Source organism: Micromonospora sp. AP08 (assembly GCF_008085935.1).
Classification (GTDB): domain Bacteria; phylum Actinomycetota; class Actinomycetes; order Mycobacteriales; family Micromonosporaceae; genus Micromonospora; species Micromonospora chersina.
Genome location: NZ_VSEZ01000004.1, coordinates 175,469 through 190,655, shown reverse-complemented (window position 1 = coordinate 190,655; position 15,187 = coordinate 175,469). Strand labels below are relative to the sequence as shown.

The 15,187-nt window shown below is 75.0% G+C and carries 17 protein-coding genes and 1 pseudogene; 11 read left to right on the top strand and 7 right to left on the bottom strand.

Going from position 1 to position 15,187, the window contains the following annotated elements; translation table 11 throughout:
• Position 1 precedes the first annotated feature (1 nt).
• The 4 genes from FXF50_RS09335 to FXF50_RS09320 are packed head-to-tail and all read left to right on the top strand — an operon-like array spanning position 2 to position 4,143.
• Entirely contained in the window at positions 2–1,498 is a 1,497-nt protein-coding gene (locus tag FXF50_RS09335; protein WP_148426822.1) for a PfkB family carbohydrate kinase, read from the top strand.
• Positions 1,495–2,202, top strand: coding sequence for an SDR family oxidoreductase (locus tag FXF50_RS09330; protein ID WP_148426821.1), 708 nt, complete (start codon positions 1,495–1,497; stop codon positions 2,200–2,202). Before FXF50_RS09335 ends, FXF50_RS09330 begins: the two co-directional genes overlap by 4 nt.
• On the top strand, positions 2,199–3,170 hold the full coding sequence (locus FXF50_RS09325) for a glycosyltransferase family 9 protein (protein WP_148426820.1): 972 nt from the start codon (positions 2,199–2,201) through the stop codon (positions 3,168–3,170). The genes FXF50_RS09330 and FXF50_RS09325 overlap by 4 nt, the downstream gene beginning before the upstream one ends.
• Entirely contained in the window at positions 3,154–4,143 is a 990-nt protein-coding gene (locus FXF50_RS09320) for a DNA topoisomerase IB (RefSeq protein ID WP_148426819.1), read from the top strand. The genes FXF50_RS09325 and FXF50_RS09320 overlap by 17 nt, the downstream gene beginning before the upstream one ends.
• Before the next feature lie 180 nt (positions 4,144–4,323).
• Here the strand turns inward: FXF50_RS09320 and FXF50_RS09315 are convergent, their stop codons facing one another.
• From FXF50_RS09315 to FXF50_RS29775, 5 genes are all read right to left on the bottom strand, one after another.
• Complete coding sequence (locus tag FXF50_RS09315) at positions 4,324–5,364, bottom strand: helix-turn-helix domain-containing protein (protein ID WP_148426818.1); 1,041 nt, start codon at positions 5,362–5,364, stop codon at positions 4,324–4,326.
• A gap of 123 nt (positions 5,365–5,487) precedes the next feature.
• Entirely contained in the window at positions 5,488–5,991 is a 504-nt protein-coding gene (locus FXF50_RS09310) for a hypothetical protein (protein WP_148426817.1), read from the bottom strand.
• A gap of 66 nt (positions 5,992–6,057) precedes the next feature.
• Positions 6,058–7,689: an ATP-dependent DNA helicase RecQ gene (locus FXF50_RS09305; protein ID WP_148426816.1), complete on the bottom strand. Its 1,632-nt coding sequence runs from the start codon at positions 7,687–7,689 to the stop codon at positions 6,058–6,060.
• A 51-nt stretch (positions 7,690–7,740) separates the two neighbouring features.
• Positions 7,741–8,691 (bottom strand): TIGR03557 family F420-dependent LLM class oxidoreductase, encoded by a 951-nt coding sequence (locus FXF50_RS09300; protein ID WP_148426815.1) that lies wholly within the window; start codon positions 8,689–8,691, stop codon positions 7,741–7,743.
• An 84-nt stretch (positions 8,692–8,775) separates the two neighbouring features.
• Positions 8,776–8,898: a hypothetical protein gene (locus tag FXF50_RS29775; protein ID WP_255509958.1), complete on the bottom strand. Its 123-nt coding sequence runs from the start codon at positions 8,896–8,898 to the stop codon at positions 8,776–8,778.
• A gap of 136 nt (positions 8,899–9,034) precedes the next feature.
• Between FXF50_RS29775 and FXF50_RS09295 the strand changes: the two genes are divergently transcribed.
• On the top strand, positions 9,035–10,537 hold the full coding sequence (locus FXF50_RS09295) for a glycoside hydrolase family 3 protein (RefSeq protein ID WP_148426814.1): 1,503 nt from the start codon (positions 9,035–9,037) through the stop codon (positions 10,535–10,537).
• A gap of 41 nt (positions 10,538–10,578) precedes the next feature.
• Here FXF50_RS09295 and FXF50_RS09290 read toward each other — a convergent pair whose 3' ends face one another.
• The gene (locus FXF50_RS09290) at positions 10,579–10,866 is read right to left on the bottom strand and encodes a GNAT family N-acetyltransferase (RefSeq protein WP_148426813.1); all 288 of its coding nucleotides are present in this window, start codon (positions 10,864–10,866) and stop codon (positions 10,579–10,581) included.
• A gap of 97 nt (positions 10,867–10,963) precedes the next feature.
• Positions 10,964–11,101 (bottom strand): annotated as a pseudogene (locus FXF50_RS30240) (cysteine desulfurase-like protein); the annotation flags it as partial.
• Between the two features lie 148 nt (positions 11,102–11,249).
• On the opposite strand from FXF50_RS30240, the gene FXF50_RS09280 reads away from it, so the two are divergent.
• From FXF50_RS09280 to FXF50_RS09255, 6 genes are all read left to right on the top strand, one after another.
• Positions 11,250–11,615, top strand: a complete 366-nt coding sequence (locus FXF50_RS09280) for a hypothetical protein (RefSeq protein WP_148426812.1) — start codon at positions 11,250–11,252, stop codon at positions 11,613–11,615.
• Between the two features lie 59 nt (positions 11,616–11,674).
• A complete protein-coding gene (locus FXF50_RS09275; RefSeq protein WP_148426811.1) occupies positions 11,675–12,496 on the top strand; it encodes a DUF1206 domain-containing protein in 822 nt (273 codons plus the stop codon).
• A gap of 77 nt (positions 12,497–12,573) precedes the next feature.
• The gene (locus tag FXF50_RS09270) at positions 12,574–13,770 is read left to right on the top strand and encodes a mechanosensitive ion channel family protein (protein WP_148426810.1); all 1,197 of its coding nucleotides are present in this window, start codon (positions 12,574–12,576) and stop codon (positions 13,768–13,770) included.
• Between the two features lie 298 nt (positions 13,771–14,068).
• Entirely contained in the window at positions 14,069–14,503 is a 435-nt protein-coding gene (locus FXF50_RS09265; RefSeq protein WP_091310076.1) for a phage holin family protein, read from the top strand.
• Positions 14,500–14,841 carry a DUF3618 domain-containing protein gene (locus FXF50_RS09260; protein WP_091310072.1) on the top strand — a complete coding sequence of 114 codons (342 nt, stop codon included), beginning with the start codon at positions 14,500–14,502 and terminating at the stop codon, positions 14,839–14,841. Before FXF50_RS09265 ends, FXF50_RS09260 begins: the two co-directional genes overlap by 4 nt.
• Positions 14,838–15,110 carry a DUF4235 domain-containing protein gene (locus FXF50_RS09255; RefSeq protein WP_148426809.1) on the top strand — a complete coding sequence of 91 codons (273 nt, stop codon included), beginning with the start codon at positions 14,838–14,840 and terminating at the stop codon, positions 15,108–15,110. Before FXF50_RS09260 ends, FXF50_RS09255 begins: the two co-directional genes overlap by 4 nt.
• Positions 15,111–15,187: the final 77 nt, after the last annotated feature.

Sequence of the window (15,187 nt, the reverse complement as noted above, 5' to 3'; positions counted from 1 at the left end):
CATGACGGGACCCGTGGTGGTGCTCGGTGACACGCTGCTGGACCGGGACGTCGAGGGGGTGGTGAACCGGCTCTGCCCGGACTCCCCGGTGCCGGTGCTGGAGGAGACCACGCACGTCGACCGCCCCGGCGGCGCCGGCCTCGCCGCCGTCTTCGCCGCCGCCGAAGGTGCCGAGGTGGCGCTGGTGACCGCGGTCGCCGACGACGCCGGCGGGGCCCGCCTCGGCACCCTGCTCGCCGCCGCCGGCGTGCAGCTGTACGCGCTGCCGCTGGCCGGGGCCACCCCGGAGAAGATCCGGCTGCGGGCCCGCGGCCGGGTGCTGCTGCGCCACGACCGGGGCGGCCCGGCCGGCGATCCGGGCGAGCCCAGCGAGGCGGTGCTGCGCCTGATCGCCACCGCCTCCGCCGTGCTGGTCAGCGACTACGGCCGGGGCGTCGCCCGGCATCCCGCGCTGCGCGCGGCGCTCGCCGCGACCCGGGCGCCGGTGGTCTGGGACCCGCACCCGCGCGGCCCGGCCGCGGTGCCCGGGGTGAGCCTGGCGACCCCGAACGAGTCCGAGGCGCGCGAGCTGGCCAAGGCGCCGCCGGGCGCGTCCCGGCTGGTCACCGCGTCCCGGGGCGCCCAGGCGCTGCGCCGGCGCTGGCAGGCCGGCGCGGTGGCCGTGACGCTGGGCGGGGAGGGCGCGCTGCTCTGCCACGCCGGCTCCACCCCGCTGGTGGTGCCGGCCCCGGCCGCCGAGGGGGACACCTGCGGTGCGGGGGACCGGTTCGCCGCCGCGGCCACCCTCGCCCTGGCCGGGGGCGCGCTGGTCTCCGAGGCGGTGCAGGAGGCGGTGGCCGAGGCGTCCGCGTACGTGGCCGGCGGGGGAGTGGCCACGGCCCTGCCCGCCCCGATCCGGACCGCCGCCCCGGCGGTGGTCGTCGGCGGCGGAGACCGGATCGGCGCCGCCGCGGCCGGCGAGGTGGTCTCCCGGGTACGCGCGGCCGGCGGCACGGTCGTGGCCACCGGCGGCTGCTTCGACCTGCTGCACGCCGGGCACGTGGCGACCCTCCAGGCGGCCCGGCAGCTCGGCGACTGCCTGGTGGTCTGCCTCAACTCCGACGCCAGCGTGGCCGGGCTGAAGGGACCGGAGCGACCGGTCGTGCCGCAGGGCGACCGCGGGCGGCTGCTCGCCGCGCTGGGCTGCGTCGACGCGGTGCTGATCTTCGACGAGCCCACCCCGCACGCGGCGTTGTCCTGGCTGCGACCGGACATCTGGGTCAAGGGCGGCGACTACGCCAGCGGCGGCGGCGCGGACACCCTGCCCGAGGCGGAGGTCCTGGCCCGCTGGGGCGGGCACACCGTGGTCGTGCCGTACCTGGACGGCCGCTCCACGACCGACATGATCGCGGCGGCCCGGGCCGGGCGGGGCACGGCGGGCTGGCCCGGCACGGCGGTGCCGGCGGCGGAGCCGGCCGGGGAGACGGTCGTCCGGTCGACGGCGAAGGGAGCACGATGAGCGAGCACAGCGGTCCACCCGGGACCGGCCCCACCGTCCTGGTCACCGGCGGGTCGAGCGGGCTGGGCGCGGCGGTGGTCGCCGCGGTGGCCCGGGCCGGCGGCCGGCCCCTGGTGCTGGACCGGCAGCGCCCCGCCGACGGGGTGCCCTGGGTCGAGTGCGACCTGGCCGACACCCGGGCGGCCGAGGCGGCCACCCGCGACCTCGCGGAACGCTCCGGCGGGCTGGACGGCGTGGTCACCGCGGCCGGGATGGACGTGCCGGGGAAGCTCATCGACGTGCCGGCGGAGACCTGGGAACGGATCGTCACGGTGGACCTGCTCGCCACCGCGGCGGTGATCCGGGCCGCGCTGCCCTTCCTGGAGGCGTCCCGGGGCAGCATCGTCACCGTCGCCTCGACGCTCGGGGTGAAGGCGGTCAGCGACGCGACCGCGTACTGCGCGGCGAAGTTCGGGGTGGTGGGCTTCACCCGGGCGCTCGCCGCCGAGTTGGCCGGCGCGGTCGGGGTCACCCTGCTCATCCCCGGCGGCATGCGCACCGCCTTCTTCGACGAGCGGGACGCCCGGTACCGCCCCGGCCCGGACGCCGTGCTCAACGAGCCGGCCGACACCGCCGCCGCGGTCATGTTCGCCCTCTCCCAGCCGGCCGGCTGCGCCGTACGCGAGATGGTGGTCTGCGCCGAGCAGGAGTCCTCGTACCCGTGATCCTGGTGCTGCGGGCGCTCGGGGTCGGCGACCTGGCCACCGCCGTCCCGGCGCTGCGGGGCCTGCGCGCCGGCTTCCCGGGCCGCGAGTTGGTGCTCGCCGCGCCGGCGTGGCTGGCGCCGCTGGTCGAGCTGACCGGGGCGGTCGACCGGGTGCTGCCCACCCCGGGGCTGGCCGACCGGCCGGCGTGGCCCGGCCCGCCGCCGGAGGTGGCGGTCAACCTGCACGGGCGGGGCCCGCGGTCGCACCGGATGCTCGCCGGCGCCCGGCCGGGCCGGCTGCTCGCATATCGCAACGCCGAGGCCGGGCACCTCGCCGGCCCGGTCTGGGACGACGACGAGCACGAGGTGCGCCGCTGGTGCCGGCTGTTGCACTGGTACGGCCTCCCGGCCGACCCCGGCGACCTGACGCTGCGCCACCCGCCGCCGGCCGCCGTCCCGGCCGGCGTCACGGTGCTGCACCCCGGCAGCAAGATCCCCGCGAAGCGCTGGCCGGCCGAGCGCTTCGCGGCGCTGGCCCGGACCCTCACGGCCCGGGGGCACCGGGTGGTGCTCACCGGCTCGACCGACGAGCGGGACCTGGCCGCCCGGGTGGCCTTGGACGCCGGGCTGCCTCCGGCGGCGGTGCTCGCCGGCCGCACCGGCCTGGCCGAGCTGGCCGCGCTGGTGGCCGACGCGCGGCTGGTGGTCAGCGGGGACACCGGGGTGGCCCACCTGGCCACCGGCTACGGCACCGCCTCGGTGGTGCTCTTCGGGCCGGTGCCGCCGGAGCGCTGGGGCCCGCCGCCCGACCGGCCCCGGCACCGGGTGCTCGGGGCCGCCGACCGCGACGACATCGACCGGGATTGGGCCGGTTCCGGTGGGGTAGGAACCCACCCGACGTTGACGGGCATCGAGGTCGACGAGGTGGTGGCCGCCGTGGACGAGGCGGAACGGGCGGTGCGGGTGTCCGGTGCGATTGCGGCGTAGCGATCCGGGCCGGCCGGGCTACGGACGCCGGCGGCGCGGCAAGGGCTGGCTCTTCGTCGACCCGAAGGGCGAGCCGGTGCGCGACCCCGACGAGCTGACCCGGCTGCAGGACCTCGTCATCCCGCCGGCCTGGCGGGACGTGTGGATCTCGCCGTACCCGAACGGCCACATCCAGGCCACCGGGATCGACGCCGCGGGGCGCAAGCAGTACCTCTACCACCCGAAGTGGCGGGAGAAGCGGGACGAGGCCAAGTTCGACCACGTGCTGGAGGTGGCCCACCGGCTGCCCACGCTGCGCGACCGGGTCGCCCACGACCTGGCGCTGCGCGGCCTGCGGCGGGAGCGGATCCTGGCCACCGTCGCGCGGCTGCTCGACATGGGCACGTTCCGGGTCGGCAACGACCAGTACGCCACCGGTGAGGACGCCACCTTCGGCGTCTCGACCCTGCGCCCCGAGCACGCCCGCTCGCGGGGCGGCTGCGTGGTCTTCGAGTTCCCGGCCAAGGGCGGCATCGAGCAGGTCCGCCGGATCGAGGACCCGGAGCTGTGCCGGGTGCTGACCAACCTGCGCCGCCGGCGGCGGTCCGAGGAGCGCCTGTTCGGCTACTGGGACGGCCGGACCTGGCGGGACGTGCGCAGCGACGAGGTCAACGACTACCTGCGCGACGCCAGCGGCGGCGAGATGACCGCCAAGGACTTCCGTACCTGGCACGCCACCGTGCTGGCCGCCACCGAGCTGGCCACGGTGGGCCCGCAGCGCTCCACCACGGCCCGTCGGCGGGCGGTGGCGGCGGTGATGCGCTCGGTCGCCGAGCTGCTCGGCAACACGCCCACGGTGGCCCGGACGTCCTACGTGGACCCGCGGGTGGTCGACCTCTACCACGACGGGGTGCTGGTCCCGGTGCAGCCGGACATGCCCCGCGAGGACGTGGAGAAGGCCGTCCTGGTGCTGCTGGAGGAGGAGGCGGCCTGACCGGCCCCGCCGTCAGTCCTGGGGGGAAGCACGACGGGGCCGGAGACCGGTGCGGGCCGTCGAGGGTGGGTGACTGGCGTTACCGGGCGGTCGCCCGCGGCTGAGCTGCCGCCGCGGGCGCCTCGCCACGGCCCCCCGATACCAGTGGGCCGCGCCGGTCGCCCGGCCGCCGGCCCGCACTCAGTATGTCGGCCCCGAGTTGATTGCGGATGCCGTGGTGTTGACGATCCGTGCCGGCTGCAGGTGGCGCGCCCGGTACGCCTGGGGGGTCTCCGCGTACGCGGCCCGGAACGCCCGGCTGAAGTGCGCCTTGTCGCGGAAGCCCCAGCGGGCGGCGACGAGCTGGATCGGCCGGTTGCCCAGCGCCGGGTCGGCGAGGTCCCGGCGGCACCGCTCCAGCCGCTCGTCCCGGATGTACGCCGCCACCGTGGTCTCCTCGGCCTCGAAGAGCCGGTGCAGCGACCGCAGCGAGACGTGGTGTGCGTCGGCGATCGACTGCGGGCTCAGCGCGGCGTCGCCGAGGTGCTGGCGGACGTGCGAGCGCACCTGGGCCAGCAGGGCCCGCCGCCGCACCTCGGTGGGCACCGCGTCCTCGGAGACCAGGTGCCGGCCCAGCAGGGTGGAGATCAGGTCGAGCCCGACGCCGGCCAGCCGCTCGGCGTCCGCCGCGTGGTACTGCTCGGGATTGCCGGTGAGCCGGATGAGGTAGTCGGCCAGCAGGGCGCCGATCCCCTCGTCGCCGGGCATGCGGCCGGCGAACAGGGGGGCGAGCCGGCGGTTCGGCAGCGGCAGCGACTCGTACGGGATGAAGGCCACGATGGAGCTGACCGGTTGGTCCCTATCGTCGCCGTGGTGGCTGGCTTCCTGGGGACGGGCGCAGTCGTAGAAGGTGAAGTCGCCGGGGCGGCAGATTCCGCGCTGCCCCTCCTGGTCGGTGATGCCGGTGCCCGCGAGGGTCAGCGCGAGCACGTAGTAGTCCGCGTCGGAGCGCTGGATCAGCTTCCGGGTCCGGACCGCGTCGAGCGGGGGGTAGCGGTGGCGGACGAGCTGGAGGGGACCCAGGTCGAGGATCTGCATCCGGGCGACGAAGTTGTCGGCGTGCTCGGTGCGTACCCGCATGAGCCCGGGCGTGCCGGCGAGCATGTCCAGCCACAGCCCGAAGCGGTCGGCGGCGGGCACCTGCTCCGTGTCGAAGACCTGCCGCGTCAATTCCGTGTCCATGAACGACTCCCCGTGTTTCGTCACCCTTCATGAAGCACGACGCCCCACGAGGCCGGGAGTTGCACTCGTGGGGCGTGACATATCCGTCATTGACGGACGTGAGGTTTTCTGTTAACAGTCCGGTCAGTCGTTGAGCACGTGCGCGAGCCGGTCGCGGAAGCGCCGCTCCGAGTCGCTCACCACGTCGCCGCCGAGGCCCAGGATGCCGCCAGTGGAGGCGGCGCCCACCACCTGCTCGGCGATCTCCACGAGCCAGTGCCGGTACGCGCCGGCCTGGCCCTCGTCGATCTTGCCGGCCAGCAGCGCCGACGCCTGCCCGGCCCGGCCGAGCACGTCCTCGATCATCGCCTGCGGGTCGTCCGGGGTGATGACCGGCATCTCGGCGCCCGCCTCGGGGTCGCCCACCCGCGACACGACCTCGCCGGCGACGGCGGCCACCAGCGGGCTGGCCGACTCGCGCCCCGCGGCGATGGTCTCCAACCCGGCGGCGTTCTCGGCCATGGTGCGCCGGGTGCCGTCGGACTCGGCCGCGGCCGCCGCGGTGAGGACCGCCTGCGGCAGACCGACCAGCAGCCCCCACTCCTCGTCGGAGAAACCGAACCCGGTGTACGCCGGCTGCTCGATCACGATCAAGCCCCTTTCGCCGTGGTCGTCGTTGTCGACGGGCACCGCTCCCGCGGTGCCCGGGTCAGGCTAGTCCAGCTCCAGCAGGCCCTGTTCGGACACCACGCGGACGGACAGCGTCTTGTAGCCCACCTCGTCGAAGAGGACCGTCATCTTGTCCTCCTCGTAGCTGAGCACCAGGCCGGCGCCCCATTCCGGGTGCCGTACCTGGCTGTGCACCGGGAACGGGCCGACGGCGCCGTCGCCGGCGACGCTGGTGCCGGCGTGGCAGTTGTCGCAGTGCCCGCAGACCGCGCTCATCTGCTCGCCGAAGTAGGCCAGCAGGGCCTGCCCCCGGCAACCGGTGGTCTCCGCGAAGGCGCGCATCATGTCGGTGCGCGACCGTGTGACGGTCTGCTGCCGCTCGGCCTCGGCGAGCGCGGCCCGGCCGGACTCGGCGGCCGCCGGGGCGTACCGGGGGGCGGCGATCCGCTGCCGGGCGCGGGGTTCGGCGGCCCCCACCTGCTCCAGCAGCGACAGGTACTGGCCGAGCTTGCGCGGCCCGAGCCCGGTCAGCTCGCGCAGCTCCTTCTTGGTCCGGGCCTGCTTGCGCAGCAGCGCGGCGAGTTCGCCCAGTTCCTTCTCGTCGGGCAGGCCGCCGCTGAAGTAGCGCTGGAGGCCGACGTCCTCGGCGCGCCAGAGCAGCAGCACCCGGGCGGGCGCGCCGTCCCGGCCGGCCCGGCCGATCTCCTGGAAGTAGCTGTCCGGCGAGTCGGGCAGCGCCACGTGCACGACCCACGCGATGTTCGGCTTGTCGATGCCCATGCCGAACGCCGACGTGGCCACCATGATCGGCACCTGGTCGGCGAGGAACGCCTCGTGCAGGTCGTTGCGGGCGTTGGTCGGCATCCCGCCGTGGTAGTACTGCGCCGGGAAGCCCGCGTCGGTGAGCCGCTGGGCCAGTTCCTCGGCCGCCCGCCGCGTCGGCACGTAGATGATGCCGGGCCGCTCGTCGTCGCGCAGCAGCGCGACCAGCCGCCGCCACCGGTAGTCGTCGGTGGGGCAGTGCGCCACCTCGAGGAAGAGGTTGGGGCGGTCCAGCCCGGACACCACGACCTCGGGGTCGCGCAGTCGCAGCCGGGCGACGATGTCGTCGCGGACCGGCGGGGAGGCGGTGGCGGTCAGCGCCACGACCGGCGGCCGGCCGATGCCCTCGATGAGGTGGCCGAGCGCCAGGTAGTCCGGGCGGAAGTCGTGCCCCCAGGCGGAGATGCAGTGCGCCTCGTCGATGGCGACCAGCGCCGGCTTGAGCGCGCGGACCTCGGCGAGCCGGTCCGGGTTGCTCAGCGCCTCCGGGGTGATGAACAGGAACTCGGCCCGCCCCGCCCGGATCTCCTCGATCGCCTCGGCCTGCTGGGCCGCGGTCTCGTCGGAGCTGATCCGGACCGCTCGCAGCTCCGGGCGTTGCCGCTCGTTGAGCGCGGCGATCTGGTCCTGCTGGAGAGCGAGCAGCGGGGAGATGACCACCGTGGGGCCGGGGATCAGGCTGGCCGGGATCTGGTAGATCGCCGACTTGCCGGCGCCGGTGGGAAGCACCACCAGGGCGTCGCGGCGCTTCATGACCGCGCGCATGGCGGCCAGCTGGTTGGGCCGGAGGGCGGTCCAGCCGAAGAGGCTCTTGGCCGCGCGGCGCAGGGTCGTGGAGTGCGTGGTCAGTCTCATCAGTGGCCGCAGGTACCCCTGGCGATCACCCGCGAAACCGGCCGGCCCGGCTCAGCGCAGCCGGGGCAGCACCTCGCGCTCGTAGAGGTCGAACAGGCCCTGCCAGTGCGGGCCGGTGTTGGCCACGTAGATCTCGTCGAAGCCGGCCTTGGCGTACTTGTCGATCATCTCCAGGTGGGCGTCGGCATCGCGGCCGCAGACGAACGACTCCTTCATCATCTCCGGCCGGACCAGCTGCGCGGCCTGCTCGAAGTGGCGCGGCGACGGGAGCACCTGGGACAGCTCGCCCGGCACGCCGGCGTTGGGCCACCGCTCGTACGCGATCCGCACGCCCTCGTCCTCGCTGTCGGCGTACGCGGCCTTGAAGCCGGCCTGGCAGGGCTTGTCGCCGCCGCCGGAGTCGCGGAACCGGCGGACCATGTCGGCGTCGGGCATGGTGCTCACGTAGCCGTCCCCGATCCGGGCGGCCAGCTCGATCGACTTCGGACCGAAGCCGGAGACGTAGATCGGCGGGGGAGCGTCGGGGCGGGTGTTGATCCGGGCGTGCTCCACCGTGTAGTGCTTGCCGTGGTGGTTGACGAAGTCGCCGGTCCACAGGGCCCGGATCACCTCGACCGCCTCCTCGAGCATCTCCAGCCGGACGTCGGCCTGCGGCCACGGGTCGCCGAAGATGTGCTCGTTCAGCGCCTCGCCGGTGCCCACCCCGAGCACGAAGCGCCCGGAGTGCAGCACCGCGCTGGTGGCTGCGGCCTGCGCGATCACGGCGGGGTGGATGCGGACGGTCGGGCAGGTGACCGCGGTGGTCACCGGCAACCGGCAGACCTGGCTGAGCGCCCCGATGGTCGACCAGACGAAGGCGCTCTGGCCCTGCGCGTCGACCCAGGGGTGGTAGTGGTCGGAGATCCACAGCGACTCGAAGCCGGCCCGCTCGGCGCCGCGCGCCTGCTCCAGCAGCTCCGCCGGGGTGTACTCCTCGCTGGACAGGAAGTAGCCGATCCTCATCGTTCCCCCTCGCCGCGTCCGGGTGCCGGGCGCACCCGGGACACCGAGAGCCCTACCCCGGGGAGACGGGGTCCGAACCGGCCGCTACCGGCGGAACATCGCCCGGATGGCGATCAGCAGGAACAGGCCGCCGACCACCAGGCCGAGCAGGCGTACGCCGGGGATGTCCGCGGCGCTGGTGGCGTCGGCGAGCAGCGCGGAATGCATGGTCGCACTCTCCCACGGGCCGGCCGGCGGTGCCAGCCGCTAACAGTAAGGATTGTTGACTATTTCCGGACGCGGTGTGACCATGTCAGCACCGCCGGGGCGGCGGGCCGTGGGGAAGACGGGGGTACGACAGCGCATGAGCGAGCGGATCGTGGGAGCGACCGGAGACCTGGCGGCCCTGGCCGCCGCCGTCCTGCAACCCGGGTTCGTCGGCACCACACCGCCGCCGTGGGTCTGCCGCTGGCTCGGCGAGGGTCTCGGGTCGGTGGTCCTCTTCGCCCGCAACGTCGTCGACCACGAGCAGGTCGCCGAGCTGACCGCGAACCTGCGCGCCGCGCGGCCCGACGTCATCGTGGCCATCGACGAGGAGGCCGGCGACGTCACCCGGATCGAGTCGGCCCGGGGCAGCTCGCGGCCCGGCAACTGCGCGCTCGGCGCGGTCGACGACCCGGAGCTGACCGAGGAGGTGGCCCGGGACCTGGGCGCCGAGCTGGCCGCGGTGGGCGTGACGCTGAACTACGCCCCGGACGCCGACGTCAACTCGAACCCGGCGAACCCGGTGATCGGGGTCCGCTCGTTCGGCGCGGACCCGGCCCTGGTCGCCCGGCACACCGCCGCCTGGGTCCGCGGCCTGCAGGCCGCCGGCGTCGCCGCCTGCGCCAAGCACTTCCCCGGGCACGGCGACACCCGGGTCGACTCCCACCACGACCTGCCCCGCATCGGCGGCGACCGGGCCCGGCTGGACGCCGTCGAGCTGGCCCCGTTCCGGGCCGCCGTGACGGCCGGGGCGCAGGCGGTGATGACCGGGCACCTGCTGGTGCCGGCGCTGGACCCGGAGCTGCCGGCCACGCTCAGCCCGCGCATCCTGGGCCGCCTGCTCCGCGAGGAGCTGGGCTTCGGCGGGGTGGTGGTGACCGACGCGGTGGAGATGCGGGCCGTCGCCGACCGGTACGGCTTCGCCGGGGCGGCCGTCCGCGCGCTCGCCGCCGGGGCGGACGCGATCTGCGTGGGCGGGGAGCGGGCCACCGAGGCCGACGCCCGCGAGCTGCGGGACGCCATCGTGGCCGCGGTGGTCGCCGGGGACCTGCCGGAGGAGCGGCTGGCCGAGGCGGCGAAGCGGGTCGGCCAGCTCGCGGCCTGGACGGTCGCCGCCCGGGCCGGCCGGTCCGGCGCCCGGCCCGGCGACGCCGGCTCCGCGATCGGGCTGGCCGCCGCCCGCCGGGCGCTGCGGGTGGTGGCCACCACGGGCGGGCTGCTGCCGCTGGCCGGCCCGGCGCACGTGGTGGAGTTCGCCCCGCCGCACAACATCGCCATCGGCGAGGAAACCCCGTGGGGGATCGCCGCGCCCCTGGCCGCCCTGACGCCCGGCACCACCACCGCCCGGTACGCCCGGGAGGAGGTCCCCGCCGACCCGTGCGCCGGCACGGCCGGCCGTCCGCTGGTGCTGGTGGTGCGGGACCTGCACCGGCACGACTGGATGCGGGACGCGGTCTCCCGCGCCCTGGCCACCCGCCCCGACGCCGTGGTGGTCGAACTGGGCGTGCCCGAGCTGGTCACCGGCGCGGTGCACGTGGCCACCCACGGCGCGACCCGGGCCGCCGCCGTCGCCGCCGCCGAACTGCTCGCCGGCGCCCACTGACCCGATCCCCGGACCGGGGCGGGTCGGTCGGCCCGCCCCGGTCAGGGCTCGGGGATCACCAGGTCGGCGTATTCCGGATGACGCTGGATGAACGCGCCCGTGAACGGGCACTTCACCCTGATCCGGTCGCCGCGCTCGCGGATCTGGTCGAGCGTGCCCCGGATCAGCGCCGAGCCCACCCCCATGTTCTGGAAGCGTTCGTCCACCTCCGTGTGCGTGAAGACCAGCACCTCCCCGCGCGGCACGTACGCGGTGAACCCGGCCAGCGCGTCGTCGACCAGGATCTCGAAGCGGTGCTTCGCGGGGTTCTCCTCGACCAGGAAGCTCACCGGGCCATTCTCTCCCCGGTGGTCGCCAGCCGGTCCAGTTCGGCCAGCAAGCGGTCCACCTCCTCGGCGGTGTTGTAGTGGTAGACGCTGGCCCGCACCGCGCCGCCGCTGCGGCCGGGTCGAGGGTGGCCAGGTGGTCCACCGCCGCGGTCACCCCGGCCAGCAGCGGGACGCTCGGGGTGCCGTACTCGAACCGGTCCGGGACCGCGTCGGAGGAGGGGAGCAGCTTCGCGGGGCGCCGTCGAAGTGGGCGAAGCCCTCGGTCAGGGCGGGGTAGGCGGCCCGGGTGCGGGCGATGTCGACGGGCATGCCGGGACCCTAACGCGCCCCGGTCCGATCACCGGTGGGTGGCGGTGTGGCCGTCGTCTCGTACCCTTGGCCGGGTGACGAACCGACGCGTTTCCCCCTCGCCGACCCCCCTCCGCCGGGCCGCCGGCCTGTTCGCCGGCCTCGCCCTCGGCGTCGCGCTGCTGGCCGGATGCAGCTCGGAGAACGCCTCCACCGACTGCGGGCTGGACGCCTGCACGGTCACCTTCGACCGCGGCGTCGAGGCCAGCGCCACCATCCTGGGCGTCGAGGCGAAGCTCGTCGGGGCCGAGGGCGACCAGGTCACCGTGGAGGTGGCCGGCGAGCGGCTCTCGCTCACCGTCGGCCAGCAGGCCGCCCAGGCCGGCGGCTTCTCGGTGACCCTGGACAGCGTCACCGACCAGCAGGTCGTCATCCGGGTGGCACGCGACCCGAACAGCTGATCGCGCGTCCGGGCGGCGGCCGACGTTTGGAAATCTTCGCACCGGGAGATTGAGGCGCCATGTCTCTCACCCGGAACGCCGGAGCCGCCGCCGCCCAGACCGCGAACAGCAGGTGGCTCGAACTGTTGACCCGGGCCGGCTTCATCGGCTACGGGATCGTGCACCTCCTCTTCGCCTGGCTGGCCCTGCAGATCGCCTTCGGCAAGGCGGGGGAGGAGGGCAACCAGAACGGCGCCCTGCGCACCCTCGGCGCCCAGCCCATGGGCAAGTTCCTGCTGGTGGCCATCGCCGTGGGGCTCTTCGCCATGGCGATCTGGCAGGCGTTCGAGGCGGTCATCGGCCACCGCTTCCTGCGGGGCAAGGCGAAGCTCTTCGAGCGGATCGCCTCCGTCGTGCGCGTGATCGTCTTCGTCTGGCTGGGCTGGACCGCCATCAAGGTCGTCCAGGACGCCAGCGCCAACGCCGCCAACCAGCAGCAGCAGTTCACCGAGAAGCTGATGGCCTCCGACGGCGGCCGGTGGCTGGTCGGGCTCGCCGGGCTGGTGCTGGCCGCGGTCGGCATCGGCATGGTGATCTACGGGCTCAAGAAGAAGTTCGAGCGCAACCTCAAGACCGGCGAGATGAGCCCGAAGACGCACACCCTGACCCGCCGCCTCGGCATGGCCGGGTACGCGGCCCGGGGCGCGGTCTTCGCCCTCGCCGGCCTGCTGATCGTGGTGGCCGCCGTGAAGTACGACCCGGAGAAGGCCCGCGGCCTGGACGCCGCGCTGCGGACCCTCCGCGACCAGTCGTACGGGCCGGTGCTGCTGGCGCTCATGGCGCTCGGCATCGCCGCCTTCGGCGTCTACTGCTTCCTCCAGTCGCGCTACCGCCGGGTGTGAGCCTGGCCGATACGCGATAGTCCGGGCACAATTGGGCCTTTGCCCGATTCCGCCCGCCCGGAGGGAGATGGAGAAACGTGCAGACCTACCTCGTGACCGCCGCCGCCGCGCTCGCCGCGGCGGCGGTCGCGTTGTTGCTGGTCGAGGTGGTGCACCGGCTCACCCGCCGGCTCGGCCGGCGCTCGCTGCTGATGACCGAGCTGACCGACCACTCGCACCGCTCGTTCCAGGTGGCCGCGACCGTGCTCGCCGTGCAGCTCGCGGTCCGGTTCACCACCCCGTACGCGGTGGGCAGCCCCTGGCGGCAGCTGGTCCTGCACGCCCTGTGGCTCGCCCTGATCGCCGCCGCCGCCTGGCTGGTCGCCTCGCTGCTGGTGGTGGCGGAGGACACCGCGCTGGCCCGGTTCCGGGTGGACGTGCCGAACAACCGGCACGCCCGGCGGGTGCGTACCCAGGTGGTGCTGCTGCGCCGGCTGACCATCGCGGTGATCGTGGTGCTCGCCCTCGGCGTGATGCTGATGACCTTCCCGGCCGTACGCGGCATCGGCGCCGGCGTGCTGACCAGCGCCGGTGTCGTCGGTGTGGTCGCCGCGCTGGCCGCGCAGAGCCTGCTGGGCAACGTGTTCGCCGGGCTCCAGCTCGCCTTCAGCGACGCGGTACGCCTCGACGACGTGGTGGTGGTCGAGGGGGAGTGGGGCCGGGTCGAGGAGCTGACGCTCAGCTACGTGGTCGTGCAGATCTGGGACGACCGCCGGCTGATCCTGCCCACCTCCTACTTCACCAGCACCCCCTTCCAGAACTGGACCCGGACCGAGGCGGCCGTGCTGGGCACCGCCGAGTTCGACCTGGACTGGGCCATCCCGGTGCAGGCCATGCGGGAGGAGCTGCGGCGGCTGTGCGAGGGCACCGAGCTCTGGGACGGCCGGGTCTGCGTGCTCCAGGTGACCGACGCGACCGGCGGCCTGGTCAAGGTCCGGGCCCTGGTCAGCGCCGCCGACGCCGGCAGCCTGTGGGACCTGCGCTGCCTGGTCCGCGAGCAGCTGGTCGCCTGGGTACGCGACCAGCGCCCCACCGCCCTGCCCCGGCTGCGCGCCGAGTTGGGCGACACCGCCGGCTCGCCGCCCTGGCAGGCGGTGCCGCCGCGCCGGCCGATCCGCCGGCAGTCGGACACCGAGGTCCCCGACGACGCGCGGGTCTTCGGCGGCAGCGACGACGGCGAGGCCCGCAGCGAGGTGTTCGTGGGGCGCGAGGAGCACGCCGACGCCCGCCGCTGACCCGTACCCCCTTTCCGGAGCCCCCGGCAGCCCGCGCGGCGCCGGGGGCTCCGCGCGTCGTGACCTCGCCCCCGGCCGGCCGTTGGACCTGCCGGACGCCGGTGGATCCGCGGCTTGTCGGGCCGGCTGCGTTTGATCGGCCCGTTCCGGGGGACCTGCTGCGCACGCCCCGGTTCCGGCCGCCGTCCGGCGGCCGGGCGGGAAGGTGGTGCGCGGCCGGGCCGACCGGCCGCTCCGCGCAGGATTGACGGGCGGCGACTCCGGGCATACAGCGCGGTGATGATGAAAGGAGGACAGCATGGCTGACGTCGCGAGTCGCAGCACGTCCCGGACCGGGAACGAGCCGTCCACCGCGGAACTGGTGCAGCGGGCCACCGAACAGGTCACCCGCCTGGTGCGGGACGAGTTGGCGCTGGCCCGGGCGGAACTGACCCAGAAGGGCAAGCACGCCGGGATCGGGATCGGTCTGTTCGGCGGCGGCGGGGTGATGGCCCTCTACGGCGCCGGCGCGCTGGTCGCCACCGTGATCCTGCTGCTGGACCTGGTCATGCCGGCCTGGCTGGCGGCGCTGATCGTGGCGGTGGCGCTGTTCCTGCTCGCCGGGATCCTGGCGCTCGTCGGCAAGAAGCAGGTCAGCCGTGCCGTCCCGCCGGTGCCGGAGGCGACGGTGCGCAGCGTCCGGGCGGACGTCGACACCGTCACCGCCGCGGTGAAGGACGGGAGGCGGGGATGACCGGCAACGGGACCGGGGACGTGGCGGCGCTCCGGGAGGAGATCCGCCGGACCCGGGTGGAACTGGGTGAGACCATGGAACTGCTCGCCGCGCGGGCCGACGTCAAGACCCTGGTGCGGCATTCCGCCGACCAGGCGAAGGCGCGGTTGCGGCAGCAGGCGGCGCTGACCGTGGCCCGGGTGCGCGGGCAGGCGGCGGAGAAGGCCCGGCTGGTCCGGGCGCAGGCGTACGAGAAGGGTGGGGCGGTCGGGCGCAACCCGGTGCCGTGGGCGGCCGTGGCCGCCGGCGCCGTGGTCACCGCGGTGGCGCTGCTGATCGTCCGAGGGAGGCGCAGGTGAGCAAGGGCATCGGCAGGGCGGCCTACAAGCCGGTCGGGGTGCTGATGGGGCTGGCCGCCGGCACCGTCGCCGGTGTCATCTTCCGGCAGGTCTGGAAGCTCACGGCCGGCGACGGCGACGCGCCCAGCGCCACCGACGAGGACCGCCGCTGGGGCGAGATCCTGGCCGCCGCGGCGTTGCAGGGCGCGATCTTCGCGGTCGTCCGGGCCGCCGTGGACCGTGGCGGGGCGGTCGGCGTACGCCGGCTCACCGGCCACTGGCCCGACTGATTCCATACGCACGAAAAGGCCCCTTTCCACCTCGGTGGACAGGGGCCTTTCGCATGGTCCGACCGGCCCGGCCAGTG

Bases quoted from the DNA above. Each gene is read 5' to 3' on its own strand.
- FXF50_RS09335 (WP_148426822.1), top strand. From the start codon at position 2: ATGACGGGACCCGTGGTGGTGCTCGGTGACACGCTGCTGGACCGGGAC.
- FXF50_RS09330 (WP_148426821.1), top strand. From the start codon at position 1,495: ATGAGCGAGCACAGCGGTCCACCCGGGACCGGCCCCACCGTCCTGGTC.
- FXF50_RS09315 (WP_148426818.1), bottom strand. From the start codon at position 5,364: ATGGACACGGAATTGACGCGGCAGGTCTTCGACACGGAGCAGGTGCCC.
- FXF50_RS09305 (WP_148426816.1), bottom strand. From the start codon at position 7,689: ATGAGACTGACCACGCACTCCACGACCCTGCGCCGCGCGGCCAAGAGC.
- FXF50_RS09300 (WP_148426815.1), bottom strand. From the start codon at position 8,691: ATGAGGATCGGCTACTTCCTGTCCAGCGAGGAGTACACCCCGGCGGAG.
- FXF50_RS29775 (WP_255509958.1), bottom strand. From the start codon at position 8,898: ATGCATTCCGCGCTGCTCGCCGACGCCACCAGCGCCGCGGACATCCCC.
- FXF50_RS09295 (WP_148426814.1), top strand. From the start codon at position 9,035: ATGAGCGAGCGGATCGTGGGAGCGACCGGAGACCTGGCGGCCCTGGCC.
- FXF50_RS09275 (WP_148426811.1), top strand. From the start codon at position 11,675: ATGTCTCTCACCCGGAACGCCGGAGCCGCCGCCGCCCAGACCGCGAAC.
- FXF50_RS09265 (WP_091310076.1), top strand. From the start codon at position 14,069: ATGGCTGACGTCGCGAGTCGCAGCACGTCCCGGACCGGGAACGAGCCG.
- FXF50_RS09260 (WP_091310072.1), top strand. From the start codon at position 14,500: ATGACCGGCAACGGGACCGGGGACGTGGCGGCGCTCCGGGAGGAGATC.